Origin of the sequence: Chryseobacterium sp. MYb7 (assembly GCF_002979455.1) — a bacterium.
Taxonomy (GTDB): domain Bacteria; phylum Bacteroidota; class Bacteroidia; order Flavobacteriales; family Weeksellaceae; genus Chryseobacterium.
Genome location: NZ_PCOU01000022.1, coordinates 66,500 through 82,012 on the forward strand (window position 1 = coordinate 66,500; position 15,513 = coordinate 82,012).

A 15,513-nucleotide genomic window follows, 5' to 3' on the forward strand; every position below is an offset into this window, starting at 1 on the left:
ATACTTTCTCCGCTTTTTTCTAGAGCAAAACTGTGTTTGATTTATCTCCAAATTATTATACTTTGCATACAATCCGTAAAAACACGGTAAAAATAACAGTATAATTCCCAATTCGCGAATACATTTTCTAGCATATTTTTTCCGAGATTTGCATATTAATTGAGTTTTACCGTAAACCACTAAGCTATGAATACAGAATCAAACAATCCACTACAACCTGGAATCATGTCAAACAGTCTTATCCAGACTCTGATCGACAATTACCGTCAAAACCACCTAAGTGCGATCAACACTGCTTTAGGAATTCAGGATGCTCATTCTATTTGGTTTGACCTTCCGAAATTAAAAAGTTTTATTGCAAAAATTGAAGAAGAAGCAGCCAAAGTAAATCCTGCTACTTCAGAAGCAGATCTGGGAATCAGATTTTATTATGCTTCATATCCTAAAACTGAAAACTGGGATATCATGGCATCTCACCCGGTACCTCAGGAATACGCCGAAAAACACACGCTAGTTTTAATACCAACCGTAAAAAAAACAAGTGAAAATGGAGTGGCTTATGATTCTGATTTTAATACTTTTCAAGCCAATGGAGACAATTCAAAATTAGCATTAAACGCGCGTAATTTTACTCCATCAGGTGATGGTGATGGAGGACCTCAGAGTGATGACACTGGCCTTGGAGAAAACAGTGGAACACTTATTCCACCAGCTCCCCCTTTGGGCACATCTTATTAATCACCATTCTTAAACGCAGCATGACTGAGATTCAAAAAATTTTTGCATCATTTATGTATTGGGGTGAAGCCTTTGCCGCAATAATCTCCCTGATTTATTATAACCGTGTAAAAAAACAGCCCTGGAAATATCTGGCTATCTATCTCATTCTTATTTTTCTGTGTGAGTCAGCAGTGAAATGGGGAGAAAAACCACTTAAAATAGACAGAATAAATTTTTACAACTACTTTGTAATACCATTGCAGTTTATATTTTTTTATTGGCTGTATGCAAAAGAATCTCTGAAGAAAGTAAAACTATTTTACATTCTGACGGGTATATATATCTTAACATATATCCTCAGGGGACTTTTCTTCCCGGAAAAGAAAATAATCTTTTCTTTTAATTACAATGTAGGCTGCTTACTTTTAATGGGGCTTGTCATTATGGAATTTTATAAACAGGTTAATTCATCTGAGATCCTCAATTTCAGTAAAAACAGAATGTTTTATATCAATCTGGGAATAACGCTTTTTTATATTGCCAATCAGCCATTTATGACATTTAATTCCCTTCTGTGGAAGTATATAGATATTTGGGACATTTATTTTATATATTTTCAGGTTTCAGGAGCAATTATGTATATATTATTTGCAAGTTCATTTATATGGGGAAAACAGAGCTCTTAATAACTATTATTTCATTCAACATCTTTTTTTTGATGTTTGTAATAGCCGTATTTATCTATATCAGGAATTACAGACAGAGAAAAAGAGAATATTTGATTGAAATTGAAATGAAAAATGAACTTCATCAGAGAGAGCTCCTATCTACCCAACTTGAAATTCAGCAAGCTACCATGCAGCAAATCGGGCGGGAACTTCATGACAATATTGGTCAGAAACTTACCCTCGTAAGTCTGTATGTACAGCAAATGCTTTACGAAAATAAAGTTTCTGAAGCGAGTGAAAGAATTGATCAGGTTTCCCAGATCATCAACCAGTCTCTTCAGGATCTTAGGAGCCTGTCAAAAACATTAACGGATGACAATATCAACCAAAAGGAAATTGTAACTTTAATACAGGAAGAAGTAGACAATACGAATTCCTTTAAAAAGTGTCATGTAAGCTTTGAACATAATTTTAAGCAACTGGATTTGGGCTTTGTTCATAAAAATGTATTGCTCAGAATTACTCAGGAATTTATTCAGAATAGTATTAAACACTCCGGTTGTAAAAATATTTTCATCAGCCTGAATACTTCTGATGAGATCCTTTGGGAACTTAATATCCGTGATGACGGAAGCGGGTTTGATACTTCACACATCAAATCCAACGGAATAGGCCTTACGAATATGAAAAACAGAGCTGAAATCATAGGAGCCAGTTTTCACATGGAAAGCCATGAAAATACAGGGACCCAACTCAATATTATCTTAAAAAAACAGTCATGAAAAAATCTATTGTAATTGTTGACGACCATATACTTATTGCGAAAGCACTGGAAGGAATCATTGGTAACTTTAATGAATTTGAAGTCATCTATGTAGCCGAAAACGGGAAAGATTTTATCCAAAAACTTGAAGAGGGCAACCCTGTTCCGGATATTATTCTTTTGGATATCAGTATGCCCATTATGGATGGCTTTGAAACGGCAGTCTGGCTTACAAAAAATCATCCTGGTATTAAGGTGATGGCTCTCAGTATGCAGGGCGATGACAACAGTGTGATTAAGATGATCAAAAGCGGAGCAAAAGGTTATCTCTTAAAAAACACTCACCCAAGAGATCTGGAAACAGCACTTACCCGATTGAACAGTGACGGCTTCTTTTACCCGGACTGGGCTTCAAAAATTATTTTCTCTAATCTTAACAAGGAAACAGAGACTGAAATTGCCATAAGAATTTCTGACAGGGAGAAAGAATTCCTGAAATATACAGTCACAGAACTAAGCTATAAAGAAATTGCGGACAGAATGTGCTGCAGCCCAAGGACAGTAGAAAGCTATCGTGATCAGCTTTGTGACAAACTGGATTTAAAGACCCGCGTAGGACTGGCAGTTTTTGCGATCAAAAATGGTTTTGCAAACTAATTTTATCTTTAAAAAATCCATTAAAAAATAAATTAAAACAAAATACTTTCATCAAAAATAACACAATAACAAAACACATCATTATATTTTTAAAAATTGATTAAAATTCAAAATACACTGAATAACATTGAATTAAAATCAACCAAAGCTTAAAATTCGTAATAATTCCGGAATTAATTTGCGGAATTATTTGCATATTAATTTCAAATAATATAATTTCACATCCTCAACCAAATTATAACAATATGAAAAAACTATTATTCGGAGCTCTTATGCTCGGGTTAATGACGGCTTGTAACAATGACAACATTCAAAACCAAAATGAAACACAGGCTGAACCGGAAACTTCTTCACTAGCCTCCAAAAGAATTTGTCCATCTGAGGAAATGAGACAAGAGGCGTTACAAAAAGATCCTGCACTCAGACAAAAGGTAGAAGAAATTGAAGCTAATGCAAAAAAATTCGCTAACAATCTTGCTTTAGGAAAAGTTCTTGCAGATGGAACTGTTGAAATTCCAGTTGTTGTAAATGTAATCTATAAAACCGCAGCACAGAATGTGTCTGATGCAAAAATTGCCGACCAGATTGCTATCTTAAATGCCGACTATGGTGGGACAAACAGTGATGTTTCAAAAATCCCCGCAGAATTTCAGGGGGTAAAAGCTGGTGATGTAAAAGTAAGATTCAAATTGACCAACACCATAAGAAAAACAACTACCAAAACATCATGGAGTAAAACAGACCGTACAAATAATACCATGAAAAAAGCCTCTACAGGAGGTATTGATGCTACTAATCCTACCAATTATTTAAACATCTGGATCGTTGGATATATGCCGGATCCATTGGGTGACATTCTTGGATATGCCACTTTCCCGGAAGATGCCGGTACCTGGAAAGATGGTGTCGTAATTGCAGCTCCTTATATGGGGAAAACAGGAGATTCTTCTGCATTCAATCTGGGAAGAACTGCCACTCATGAGGTAGGGCATTATCTAGGTCTTAGACATATATGGGGTGATACCAATTGTGGTGATGACTTAATTGCAGATACACCTACTCAAACAACTTATAATAGTGGAAACCCAACCTACCCTCTTTATAATACTTGCTATGGAGTAAAAAGGTCTGTAATGTTTATGAATTACATGGATTATTCTAATGACAGTTCACTCTATATGTTTACAGCAGGACAAAAAACAAAAATGCAGTCTGTAACGGCTTCCTCTGGAGCAAGATCAGGATTGAGGGTTTTATAAATCAATATCTATTTAAATATTTAAATCTATCTCAATTTGGGATAGATTTTTTTTTAATAATAGATACTACAATTCAATTTTAACGTAAAAATATCCTACAAAAATTAAGACAACAAATAATTCTGATTAGCAACAAGATTAATTGTGGAATAAAAAATATTTTTTTGAAGTTTATTAAAAATCAACATATTACAATTAACATTAAAATACAATACATTAACAAGGCAAAATATACCAATTTCACGAATCATCTTTACATTGGCTTCAAATAATTATAATTTCATATCCACAACCAAATTATATTATAAAGATATGAAAAAACTATTATTCGGAGCCCTAATTCTGGGCCTTATGTCGGCATGTAACACCGACAGCTTAACCAATCAAAACGAAACACCTCCGGATCAGGCACCTACTACAGGAAGTGCTCTTAAAAGAAGCTGTCCTTCTGAAGTATTGAGGGCTCAAATGTTACAAAAAAATCCTGCACTACGATTAAAAGCAGAGGAGATTGAAGCACGTACTCAAAACTTCGCTGAGAATCTTAAACTTGGAAAAGTTCTGGCAGACGGAACTGTTGAAATCCCAGTTGTTTTTAACGTAATCTATAACACTTCTGCTCAAAATGTTTCTGACGCAAGAATTGCAGAACAAATCGCAGTACTGAATGCCGATTATGGTGCTACGAATTCTGACATCAATAAAATTCCTTCAGCATTTCAACCTGTAGCCGCAGGTGACGTAAAAATACGTTTCAAACTGGTAGCTACCAACCGTAAGCAAAATTCAAAAACAGGTTGGAGATCTGATCTTGAGCAAATGAAAAAAGCTAGCACAGGAGGTATTGACGCGACTGATGTAAATAAAAATATGAATATATGGGTGGTGAACTCGATCCTTGATGAAAATAACCAAGCAGGAACTCTTGGTTATGCTTATTATCCTGAAAATGCAGGACAATGGTATGATGGTCTTGTAATTGGATATCAGTATATCGGAAAAACCGGGGCTTCTGCACCATTCAATTTAGGAAGAACAGTCACTCACGAAGTAGGACACTACCTAAATTTACCTCACCTTTGGGGATCATCTGATGCAGGATGCCAGACAGATTACTCTAATGATACTCCTACCTCTCCTGGCCCTAACTACGGAAATCCTACATACCCACTAAACAGAGTTTGTGGAGGAGTAAGCCGTTCTCAGATGTTCATGAATTATATGGATTATGTAGATGACAAATCTATGGTTATGTTCTCTGCCAACCAAAAAACAAGAATGCAGGCAGTAGTAGCTGCAGCAGGGCCAAGAGCAGGATTAAGATAATTAACAACTTCATTCAGAATATTATAAAAATCTTAAAATAGTCTATCTCAATATTTGGGATAGATTTTTTTTATACTTTTACATGATTTAATTTAGCACCACTACTACGATGAAAAAAATAGCACTAGCATCAGGAATACTATTGCACTTATACTGTATTAAAGCACAGGATATGATCCGGGTTAAAACACCGGATACAATCTCAACCAGAAATCTTAAAGAAGATCTCGCGATCATCAATTCCGGTTATAGCATTCAGGAGAAGACTCCTTTTTTCAAAAAACCATGGGTAAAAAAATCTATAGCTCCTGCTATTCTTTTTACAGCCGCCGCCGCAACGTGGGGAGAAAAAGAGAATATTCGTGAGGTAAGAAACCGGTATCTGCCCAATTTCAAAATGAAATATGATGATTATCTTCAGTATGCTCCTGCAGCCGCTGTTTATGGATTAAAGCTGGCAGGTGTAAAAGGTAGAAACAATCTGGGAAGAGCTACTTTATCTTACGGTACCAGTTTAGCCATCATGGCAATTTTAGTCAATTCTATAAAGTATACAGCAAAAGTGGAGCGTCCGGATGGCTCCAAGAACAATTCTTTTCCATCAGGGCATGCTGCCATGGCTTTCACCAATGCCAGCTTTCTACACAAGGAATATGGAATGGTAAACCCGGCCTACAGTATTGCAGGATATGGATCTGCTACCCTTACCGGACTTGGACGGAATTTAAATAACAGACACTGGGTTCCGGACATACTTGCTGGAGCTGGGATTGGGATTATTTCTACAGAACTCGGGTATTTCTTTATTGATAAAATTTATAAGAACAAAGGAGATAATTTGAGTCTCTTATCCAGAATACAAGGAAATGACTATCCGTCTTTTCTTGCTCTAAAAATGGGAACCGCATTGGGTACCACCAATTTCCTGAAGGAATCTGAACTGGATGACAAAAAGCAAATCGGTTTTGAAGGTGGATTGGAAGGCGCCTATTTCTTTTCGAAAAAATGGGGTGTAGGTGCAGATGTATCCTTCAGCAGTTTTCCTATTAAATCTCAAAGAATAACCTTTGATGACGAACCGAGTTTTGGTGATCATGAACTCAAAACACAATCTCTGGGATTTCTTTCTGCAGGTATCGGCCCTTATTTTTCCCATGAATTTTCTGATAAATGGCAGCTTATGCTAAAAGTAACAGGAGGTTATGCGGCAACTGCCAGCGGAAAAGTTTTCGTAAAAGGAAGCGATATAGACGCTCCCAACCACGAGCTCCAAATAGCCAGATATAAACCGAAACCAGCTTTCCGATGGAATACCGGAGCTTCTATGACTTATAAATTCAATCCAGGATTAGGTCTTACTTTCTATACGGATTACAATCAAATCAATTCTACCATCCGTTATTACTTCAGTGACGAGATTAAGGATGGTGATGAGCTGGATCAGGAACTTAACAATATGATTGCTAAGGAAAAAATCAGTTATATTACTTTAGGCTTAAGATTAACTGCCTATTTTTAAAAATACAAAAGCCTTCAGAATCTGAAGGCTTTTACTTTTATAAGGTTTTACGATTATCATCCGGAGTATAATCCATAAACAGGTCTCCATCTAACTGTACCGCTTTCACTTTCTTCTTAATAGGAATAACGAGGTCCGTCAGTTTCTGATCTTTTTCCCAAACTGAAGGTGAGAAATGCAGTTTCTCTGTAGTTCCGTCTTCATAAGCTAATATAGCGTCAAACGGAATCGCAAATCCACCTACATTAGCAACGTTTACAGTAAGCATATCATTCATCTGAGATGCTCCTGTTACTTTTAAATCAATATAATTATTGGTGTAAAACCAATTCTGGAAGAACCAGTTCAGGTTTTTACCTGAGCCTGTATTCATAGAATTAAAATAATCCCATGGAACAGGGTGTTTTCCATTCCAGTTGTCCATGTAATGATGTAATGCTTTTTTGAACAGTTCATCTCCTAAATAATCTTTCAGAGCCAGATAAGACAAAGATGCTTTCACATAAGAGTTGTTTCCATATCCGGCACCGCTCACCTGTGTACTCATGGTAATCACCGGCTGATCCTGCTCTGTGGAGGCATCAGTAATCCATTTTTTAACGCGGAAGTTTTTATAAAATTCCTTAGCTGCAGCTTCTCCGTTTTCATCAATTCCTATAAGATATTCAAGCGTGGTAGCCCAGCCTTCATCCATAAATGCATATCTCGTTTCATTAATTCCCATATAAAAAGGGAAATAGGTATGGGCAATTTCATGATCTGCAGTCAATCTTGCATCTTGAAGATCATCAGGAATACTGGTGTCATTGATCATCATTGGGTATTCCATATCTGCATACCCCTGAATAGCTGTCATTACATTATAAGGATATTCTACGCCCGGCCAGTTTTTTGAGAACCAATCCAGGTTATATCGCATCCAGTCTACATAATGTTCAAAATCTTTCGCTCCGCTTTTATATCCTGCCTGAACGCTTGCTCTTTTTGTTTTCAACTGAACACTTGCTGCATCCCAAACATAATGGTTGCTCAATGCAAAACAGAAATCTGTGATATGACTGGCCTTAAATTTCCAAACGTTCCACTTGTTCTGCAGCGTAACTTTTCCGGACTTCATTTCCTGCTCTGTAGCGATGTGCATTACTTTATCGCTCTTTAATGAAGCTTTATATCTTTTTAAATATTCCGGCTGAAGGACAGCTTCCGGGTTCAGGAAATCTCCGGTAGCCCAGACTACATAATTTTTAGGTGCAGAGATGGCAAAACTATAATCATTGAAGTCATTGTAGAATTCCTGTCTGTCTGAGTGCTGAAGCATATCCCATCCGTTGTAATCATCATACACGGAAATTCTTGGAAAAGAATACGCCACATAGAATGTTTCCGGATCAATCTGCCCTTCTCTTCCACTCTGTACCGATAATGGATATTCCCATTCTATTTTAACCTCAGCTTTTGATTTGGATTTTAAAGCTGATTTCAATTTTACTTTTTCCACAGTACTCCAGTCGTCACTGTTGATATCATACTTATCACCGTTTACAATGAAAGATTTAATCTTCAGTCCTGATGACAAAAAGTCTTTAGACACGAATCCCGATCTTGGCGACTGCGGTTTATGAAGATTATTCACAAATCGTATAGCCAATTCATCCAGATTATCGGGACTATTATTGGTATAGACAATTGTTTCTTTTCCGGAAACCGTTTTTGTAGTGGCATCCACTTTCACATCTACATTATATACTCCCTTGTTCTGCCAGTAGTTTTTACCTGGCGCTCCAGAGATATCGCGCGTTCCTCTTTCATAAGCTTTTTTGATATTCCTCGGCATATACAGTTCCTGTGCAGATAATTGCAGCAAGGAAACAACCATCAGCATTCCGGAAAAAATTTTCTTCATAGCGATCTTTTTAAAGATAGGTATCAAAAATAGCGAAAATGTGACATCAGGAGATCATTTCTTTTATAATAATATTTTATTGTAATGGGTTTTCTACCATATTATTCTACAGTCTATCCTGCTCAGCAGTTTTCTTGATTGTTTTTGCATTTTTCACAGATTGATTTCCAAAATTGAATTTCAACGAAAAAGTAAAACCCTGGGCATCCGTATAATCAAGAAAATAATTATCCTGGTTTGCATATTTCGTACTCACTTTCTGACCTGTAGTTCTGAAAATATCGGTAAAAATGAGACTGGCATCCAGCTTTTTATTAAAGAACTTTCTGTTCATTACAAAATAGGCAGACCAGAGAGAGGAAATTCTGAACGTTCCCTGTATTCCCGGAGAATAGTAACGGTGTCCCATTTCCATTTTCCAATCGCTGTTTTTATCAAGGGTAAAACTGGTGGAAATATTGGAAACCCAGTTCCAGACCTGGTTTTTATACAGCATTCCATCTATTCCCTTGAAGTAATTTTCGTTGTGTTCAAGATTTTCAGATAAGATCACATTCCACCATGGCTTGACCTGAAAGTTTTTATACAAGCTTAATCCGAAAGCTTCTCCTTTCTCGATATTGGTAAAATAATAAATCAGGCTGTTGGTACTCGGCTCCTGATAAGAGATTTCCATGGAAGGATAAATTTCTTTTCTGTAATAAAAATCCAGATTCCAGTCTTTCCAGGAATAAGTAAAATTGAGGTTATGGGTAATGGTTGCTTTTAATTTCGGATCTCCCTGATAATAGGAAAACAGGTTATAATAAGATTTTGCCGGATTCAACCATGAATAAGATGGTCTGCTGATTCTTTTCCCATAAGAAAATCCGAATTCCTGCTTGTTTTCTGTGGTATATTGTGCATAAAAAGTGGGGAAAAACTTCCAGTAATTGCTTTTATTCAATTCATAAGGTTCAGAAACTATTCCTTTAAAATCTGTCATTTCTGCACGAAGGCCTCCTTTGAAGCTCCATTTTCCGATATTGTAAGCTAATGAAGAATATAGGGCAAAATTGTGTTCTTTATAATCAAAAATGCTGCTCTTTTCAGGACGATATTGCAATATTCCATTCTCGTTATCAGAGAAATCAAGTGTACTGTTTGTCTTTACAAAACTATACTTTGCTCCGGATTCCAGCTCCAGTTTATCCCCTTTCCACTGATAATCGAATTGAGTGGAATATAGCTGAACATCCGCTTTATTCTGGGTAAGGAAATTATCTTCTTTTGGAGGCTGCCCTGCAAAATTAAGATAGGTGATCACATTTTGGTATTTATCAGCATTATTTCCGGTAAAATAATTAACCCAGGAAAGGCTGCTTTTCTTATTCAATTTCCGGTCAATCTGAAAACTCACAGAATTGTTGATGGAACGCGAACGGTGATCATTGATTGTGGTATAATTAGATTCTATTGCATCTTGTGCATTATAAATCAGCGTAGGAACATTATAGATTCCGAAGGATTTTGGAGAGAAAAACCCTGAATAGTTGAGGCTTAAGTTGGTCAAGCTGTCCAGCTCATATTCCACATTAAAATTCAGGGTATTTTGGTTATTGTTCTTATCCTTCCTATTCATTGTACTTACCCATCGGGTTTGGCTTTCCGGATAGTTTACATAATCTGTTCCTTCCCGGTAGTACGTTCCCAACCCTCTATAATAACTTCCCATAACGGAAAGTTTATTTTTTTTATAATATTGGGAAAGACCGAAAACGCCTTTCGCATATTGTGTCTGCACATATTTTGATGAGAGAATTCCACGGTAACCTTCTATTTTATTCTTTTTCAGAACAATATTCAGTACTGCACTTCCTGAGGCTTCATATTTTGCAGGTGGATTGGTAATCACTTCTACTGATTTCACCTCATCTCCCTGTGTATTTTCAAGAAGATTTTTAAGCTCATCCCCTGTCAACATTACTTTTTTATCATTAATAGTCACCAGAATTCCGGCGCTTCCCTTTACACTCAACACACTATTATTGACAGTAACACTTGGTGTATTCTTTAGAATCTCCCAGGCATTGAGTGATGAAATATTACTGTTTTCGACATTAAATTCCAGACGGTCAACTTTTCTTTTCACCAAAGGTTTGCGTTTGGTCATCACCACTCCTTCTATTTCCTGAGACTCTTTTTTAAGAATGATATTTAATAGTTCTGGTTTATTCAAATTCAGTTTTTTCTCAAATAAAGAATATCCCTGATTTTTAATAACCAGTTTTACCTCCTGTTCTGCAATATCCTCCAGTACAAAGGTTCCGTTATCATCTGTTTTTATTTCTTTGATTAATTGATCCTGAGCATTATACACCTCCACTTTCAATGATGAAAGCTTTTCATTTTCGTTGTTCACAATTGTTCCTTCAGTTTTTTGCTGCTGAGCAAAAATCAAGACTGGGAAACACAGAAGAAAAAGAATTTTATACATGACTATTTTTTTATCCTCACGAACAAAACCATTGTTCTGCTCTACGGGTACAAAATTCTATATTGAAAGGGAGAATTTCGGTTAACGGTGGGTTAATGATAGGTTAATACCTTTTTCATTAAAATAATTACCCCTGAATTTGGAAATTCAGGGGTAAAATCAATAAAGTATACTGTTATGGATAAGGAATTATTTTATCCAGTTCTATCGGATTATAATATTTTTTCATGTTGATCTGCGTTTGCCTGGTCAACCCTGCAAACTCTTCTTTACTTTTGATTTGCTGTCCATTAATGCGTACATTCCAGTCCGGCTGAAATTCGGTTCTCATTCTGGCATAGGGATCATTATAAAACTCAAGGTTCAGTTTCACCCATTTCTTAAAGTCAATGATAATAGGAGCCAACGAATAATGTTTTTCGAGAAAACCTTTTGTGTCGTATGTTTTAGGGAGGTTACTATTTCGGGAGAAAGAATATATAAAGTCTTTCTTATCATCTTCTACGTACAGAACCAACCCGGGCAATCCTCTAAATTTATAAGGCCCTTCGGGAATGTTAATATCCGGAGTAAACCAGGCTGTCCAGATTCGTCCTCCAAACATGGCAGTCGCTTTTTGTAAATTATAACTGTTGATCTTTTTTGTATCAGTCTCTATTTTCCACTGAATATTATCTTCCGTTTCAAAAACATAATAATAGGGCATCATCATGATCTGAACAAAGTTTTTATTTTTATTAGAATTTCTTTTTCGGAGAATGGTCTGTCCAGACTGGCTCGTATGCTGAGAAGACATTCCCCCGTGGAGAATATTCAGAGAATCGTTTGGTAAAAATTCAAATTCATAAAACTTTACTTCCTCCGGATTGATGTCCAGCACCATATCTTCTTTATCATACTCTGTCCCGTTAGGTTCAATTCTGTATTGAAGTTCATATATAAAACGATGCGTTTGAGCATTGATGAACACTCCAAATAACAGAACAAGAAGAATGAATCTCTTTTTCATGAGTTAAATAGTTTTTTATTTTCTAAAAATACCAAAAATCACACTAATCATCAGGTTAATAAAAGGTTAATGGTAAAAATATTATTTTAGTAGAATGGTAAAGCTTTATCTTTGTTTCGATGATAGCCAAGAGTAAAATTCTGATTTCGGTTTTTGCCGCTCTGTTCCTACTTTTACTGGGAATCCAGGTGTATTTTATGTATAAAACCTATCAGGTAAAAGAAAGGGACATCTACAGATCCGTGAATGACGGACTTACCAACTATACTGATAATCTTGAGGACATCCAGGAAGCCAAAGAAAGGAATGATGACTCTCTTCAGGAAATCATTATACAGTATCATAATAAGGAGATCAGCAAAAAGGATTTTCTTCATTATTTCATAGAAAACAGGGAATCTGCCAGAGAAAGACTGATCCATTATATTGACAGCCGTTACCAGAAAGACGGTTATGAAATTTCGGCAAGAATACGATATCTTTCTATTGTTCATCTTCCAGACAGCGCAAAAGTAATCACTGAACCTATTGTCATTTTTGAAACACCGGATGTTATTAAAAATCCCCGCATTGCCAGCAATGGAAGCTGGGAAACCTCCACCACCAAAAGAGATGATAGCGAGAAAGGCCACGTTGAAAAAAAGAATACTTTTCTTGTTAAAACCCAGACAGATTTTGAGATCAAAAATATAAAAAGCATTGTTTTCAAAGAGCTTACATTATTGATTATTTGTTGTGTGATTCTTCTTTCAGGAGTTCTTCTGCTTTATATTTTCACCATTAGAAATCTGATCCAGCAGCAGAAGCAGGTAGAAGTTCTCCACACTATTGTGGATAACATTTCGCATGAGTTTAAAACTCCGATCGCTACTTTAAAAATAGCTTCAAAAGCATTAAAAAAAGAATTTAATCCGGAAACACTTCCTCTCGTTGACAGGCAGATTTCACGCCTTGAAAGTCTGATGTTTCAACTTCATAAAGATGAAATGCCGGATGAAATGACCGCTGTACAACCTGAAGACTGGAACTTTTTCATCCAGGATCTTTCAGTTACTTACCCAGACATTGATTTTAACCTTAAAAATTCAGTTTCACAAAAGCTTCCTTTTGATAAAAATCTAATGGAAACGGTCATGAAAAACCTCTGTGAAAACAGCGTGAAATATGGTGCATCTGTTGTTACCATAAATCTTCAATACAGTTCTCAACAATTGAATATGGAAGTTTCTGACAATGGCCAGGGCATGGAAGCCAAAGAACTCAGTAGCATTTTTGAAAAATTCTACAGAATACAGAATAATAATATTCACAACAGCAAAGGGCTTGGACTCGGACTTTATTTCGTGAAGAAAATCATTACAAATTATAGCGGAAAAATAGAAGTTTCCAGCCAGATCAATACAGGCAGTACTTTTAAAATATCAATTCCTTATGAAAACTAAAATCCTTCTGGCAGAAGATGATCCGGATTTCGGAATGATTCTTAAGCAGTATCTTGAATTGGAAGATTTTGAAGTCAGCTGGTTTCAGAATCCAGAAGATGTAGTTCTCTTACTTCAGACTGATTTTCCTTTTCAGATAGGAATTCTGGATGTGATGATGCCCAATATAGATGGTTTCTCACTGGCGAAAATCATCATCAAGGAAAGAAGTAATTTCCCTTTGTTATTTTTAACCGCCAAAAATCAAAAAATAGACCGATTGACCGGATTGAAAATAGGTGCTGACGATTATATTTCCAAACCCTGCGATCCTGAAGAACTTGTTTTAAGAATTAAAAACATTCTGAAGAGAACACTTCCTGCCATTACGGAAAGTCAAATAAAAATCGGAGAATTTTCACTGGACACGGCCAAACTTCTGTTGTCGCATCCTAACGGAAACAATCGACTGACCATAAGAGAACAGGAACTTCTTCTGTATCTTCTAAAACACAACCGATCCATCATTACAAGGGATAATATTCTGGATAATCTTTGGGAAACCAATGATTATTTTACCGGAAGAAGTCTGGATGTGTTTATCAGCAGGCTTCGTAAGTATTTGAACAGTGATCCTCAAATAAAAATCCAATCCCTGAGAGGAATTGGATTTGAAGTCGATTTTCCAACCAACTGATTTTTTTATAGAGAAAGATTCACAATCACCGGAAAATGATCTGACGGATACAAAAGATTCTCTCTTCTGTCATTGATGTGCCTGTGAGATCTGATCTTAAAGCCTTTTGTAAAAATATAATCAATTCTGTCTTTAGGAACTTCATTTACGTTGAAACCTGTGAAAGTTCCTACCGGACCATAATGTTTAGTTTCCGAGTGATAGAAAGTATCTTTCATATTCTGGGAAAGAATTTTAATAGGTTCTGAATCATCTGTAAGGTTAAAATCTCCGCTCAAAGCTACCGGAAGATTCTTTGGGTTCAGTTCTTTAATTTTTTTCAGAATCAGTTCGGAAGATTTTACTCTTGCTACATTTCCTACATGATCGAAATGAAGGTTCATCGCAAGGAATTCTTTCTTTGATTTTTTATCTTTAAATACAGCATAGGTACAGATTCTGTTCAGCGCAGCATCCCAGCCTTTAGAAGGTTTTTCCGGAGTTTCAGATAACCAGAATGTTCCAGATTTTACGGCTTCAAGTTTGTTTGTATCATAAAAGATAGCAGAAAATTCTCCTTTTTCTTTACCGTCATCTCTTCCTACTCCGAGATAGTCATAGTTCTTTAATCCTGTTTTAATATCTTTCATCTGTTCCGGAAGCGCTTCTTGTACTCCGAAATAATCCGGATGATAATAGGTCAGTAAATCTGCAACATCCTGCTTTCTTTTTGGCCAGGCATTGTCTTTATCCGACTCTACATTCAGTCTGATATTAAAACTCATTACGGTAAGGTCCTGTGAAAATCCTAATGCAAAGAGCATCAGAAACACCATTGAAAATCTGAAATTCATATCTTATTTTATCAGTAAGAGACAAAAATAAAACTTCTCTGTGACAGAAAAGCTTTATTGATGTGATTATATTGTTAAATTATCTTTTTCTTCTTCTATAGATATAAAATACTCCGGAAATTCGGATTCCGAAATGGAAATGTTACTTTCAAGCTTTACAACACCTATGGTTTTGTAATGGGAAGCCAGTTTTATGCCTTTACTTTTGAGAAGCATTTCCAGTTTTTTAATGTTTATATCTTTTTTTAAAACCGCGAGATAA

General features: G+C 36.0%; 14 protein-coding genes. 9 read left to right on the plus strand and 5 right to left on the minus strand.

Going from position 1 to position 15,513, the window contains the following annotated elements:
* The first annotated feature begins 186 nt into the window (after positions 1–186).
* The 7 genes from CQ046_RS16760 to CQ046_RS16790 all read left to right on the plus strand — a co-directional run bounded on the left by CQ046_RS16760 (position 187) and on the right by CQ046_RS16790 (position 6,912).
* Positions 187–738 carry a hypothetical protein gene (locus CQ046_RS16760; RefSeq protein WP_105703380.1) on the plus strand — a complete coding sequence of 184 codons (552 nt, stop codon included), beginning with the start codon at positions 187–189 and terminating at the stop codon, positions 736–738.
* Positions 739–758: 20 nt separating this feature from the next.
* Positions 759–1,406, plus strand: coding sequence for a hypothetical protein (locus CQ046_RS23930; protein ID WP_105703381.1), 648 nt, complete (start codon positions 759–761; stop codon positions 1,404–1,406).
* Positions 1,407–1,438: 32 nt separating this feature from the next.
* Positions 1,439–2,170, plus strand: coding sequence for a sensor histidine kinase (locus tag CQ046_RS16770; protein WP_228406983.1), 732 nt, complete (start codon positions 1,439–1,441; stop codon positions 2,168–2,170).
* A complete protein-coding gene (locus CQ046_RS16775) occupies positions 2,167–2,808 on the plus strand; it encodes a response regulator transcription factor (RefSeq protein WP_105703383.1) in 642 nt (213 codons plus the stop codon). Before CQ046_RS16770 ends, CQ046_RS16775 begins: the two co-directional genes overlap by 4 nt.
* Positions 2,809–3,053: 245 nt before the next feature.
* Positions 3,054–4,067, plus strand: a complete 1,014-nt coding sequence (locus tag CQ046_RS16780) for a zinc metalloprotease (protein ID WP_105703384.1) — start codon at positions 3,054–3,056, stop codon at positions 4,065–4,067.
* A gap of 312 nt (positions 4,068–4,379) precedes the next feature.
* Positions 4,380–5,393: a zinc metalloprotease gene (locus tag CQ046_RS16785; RefSeq protein ID WP_105703403.1), complete on the plus strand. Its 1,014-nt coding sequence runs from the start codon at positions 4,380–4,382 to the stop codon at positions 5,391–5,393.
* 109 nt (positions 5,394–5,502) lie between these two features.
* Complete coding sequence (locus CQ046_RS16790) at positions 5,503–6,912, plus strand: phosphatase PAP2 family protein (RefSeq protein ID WP_105703385.1); 1,410 nt, start codon at positions 5,503–5,505, stop codon at positions 6,910–6,912.
* Positions 6,913–6,949: 37 nt separating this feature from the next.
* Here the strand turns inward: CQ046_RS16790 and CQ046_RS16795 are convergent, their stop codons facing one another.
* From CQ046_RS16795 to CQ046_RS16805, 3 genes are all read right to left on the minus strand, one after another.
* The gene (locus CQ046_RS16795; protein ID WP_105703386.1) at positions 6,950–8,815 is read right to left on the minus strand and encodes a M1 family metallopeptidase; all 1,866 of its coding nucleotides are present in this window, start codon (positions 8,813–8,815) and stop codon (positions 6,950–6,952) included.
* 106 nt (positions 8,816–8,921) lie between these two features.
* Positions 8,922–11,291, minus strand: a complete 2,370-nt coding sequence (locus tag CQ046_RS16800; RefSeq protein WP_105703387.1) for an outer membrane beta-barrel family protein — start codon at positions 11,289–11,291, stop codon at positions 8,922–8,924.
* 175 nt (positions 11,292–11,466) lie between these two features.
* A complete protein-coding gene (locus CQ046_RS16805) occupies positions 11,467–12,300 on the minus strand; it encodes a GLPGLI family protein (RefSeq protein ID WP_105703388.1) in 834 nt (277 codons plus the stop codon).
* A 119-nt stretch (positions 12,301–12,419) separates the two neighbouring features.
* Here CQ046_RS16805 and CQ046_RS16810 point away from each other — a divergent pair, with 119 nt between their 5' ends.
* Together CQ046_RS16810 and CQ046_RS16815 are read left to right on the plus strand one after the other, a co-directional pair.
* Positions 12,420–13,742 carry a sensor histidine kinase gene (locus CQ046_RS16810; protein WP_105703389.1) on the plus strand — a complete coding sequence of 441 codons (1,323 nt, stop codon included), beginning with the start codon at positions 12,420–12,422 and terminating at the stop codon, positions 13,740–13,742.
* Positions 13,732–14,418 (plus strand): response regulator transcription factor, encoded by a 687-nt coding sequence (locus CQ046_RS16815; protein ID WP_105703390.1) that lies wholly within the window; start codon positions 13,732–13,734, stop codon positions 14,416–14,418. Before CQ046_RS16810 ends, CQ046_RS16815 begins: the two co-directional genes overlap by 11 nt.
* Positions 14,419–14,423: 5 nt before the next feature.
* On the opposite strand, the gene CQ046_RS16820 is transcribed toward CQ046_RS16815, so the two are convergent.
* Both CQ046_RS16820 and CQ046_RS23660 read right to left on the minus strand, forming a co-directional pair.
* Positions 14,424–15,251: an endonuclease/exonuclease/phosphatase family protein gene (locus CQ046_RS16820; protein ID WP_165790537.1), complete on the minus strand. Its 828-nt coding sequence runs from the start codon at positions 15,249–15,251 to the stop codon at positions 14,424–14,426.
* A gap of 66 nt (positions 15,252–15,317) precedes the next feature.
* Entirely contained in the window at positions 15,318–15,467 is a 150-nt protein-coding gene (locus CQ046_RS23660; RefSeq protein WP_165790538.1) for a hypothetical protein, read from the minus strand.
* Positions 15,468–15,513 lie beyond the last annotated feature (46 nt).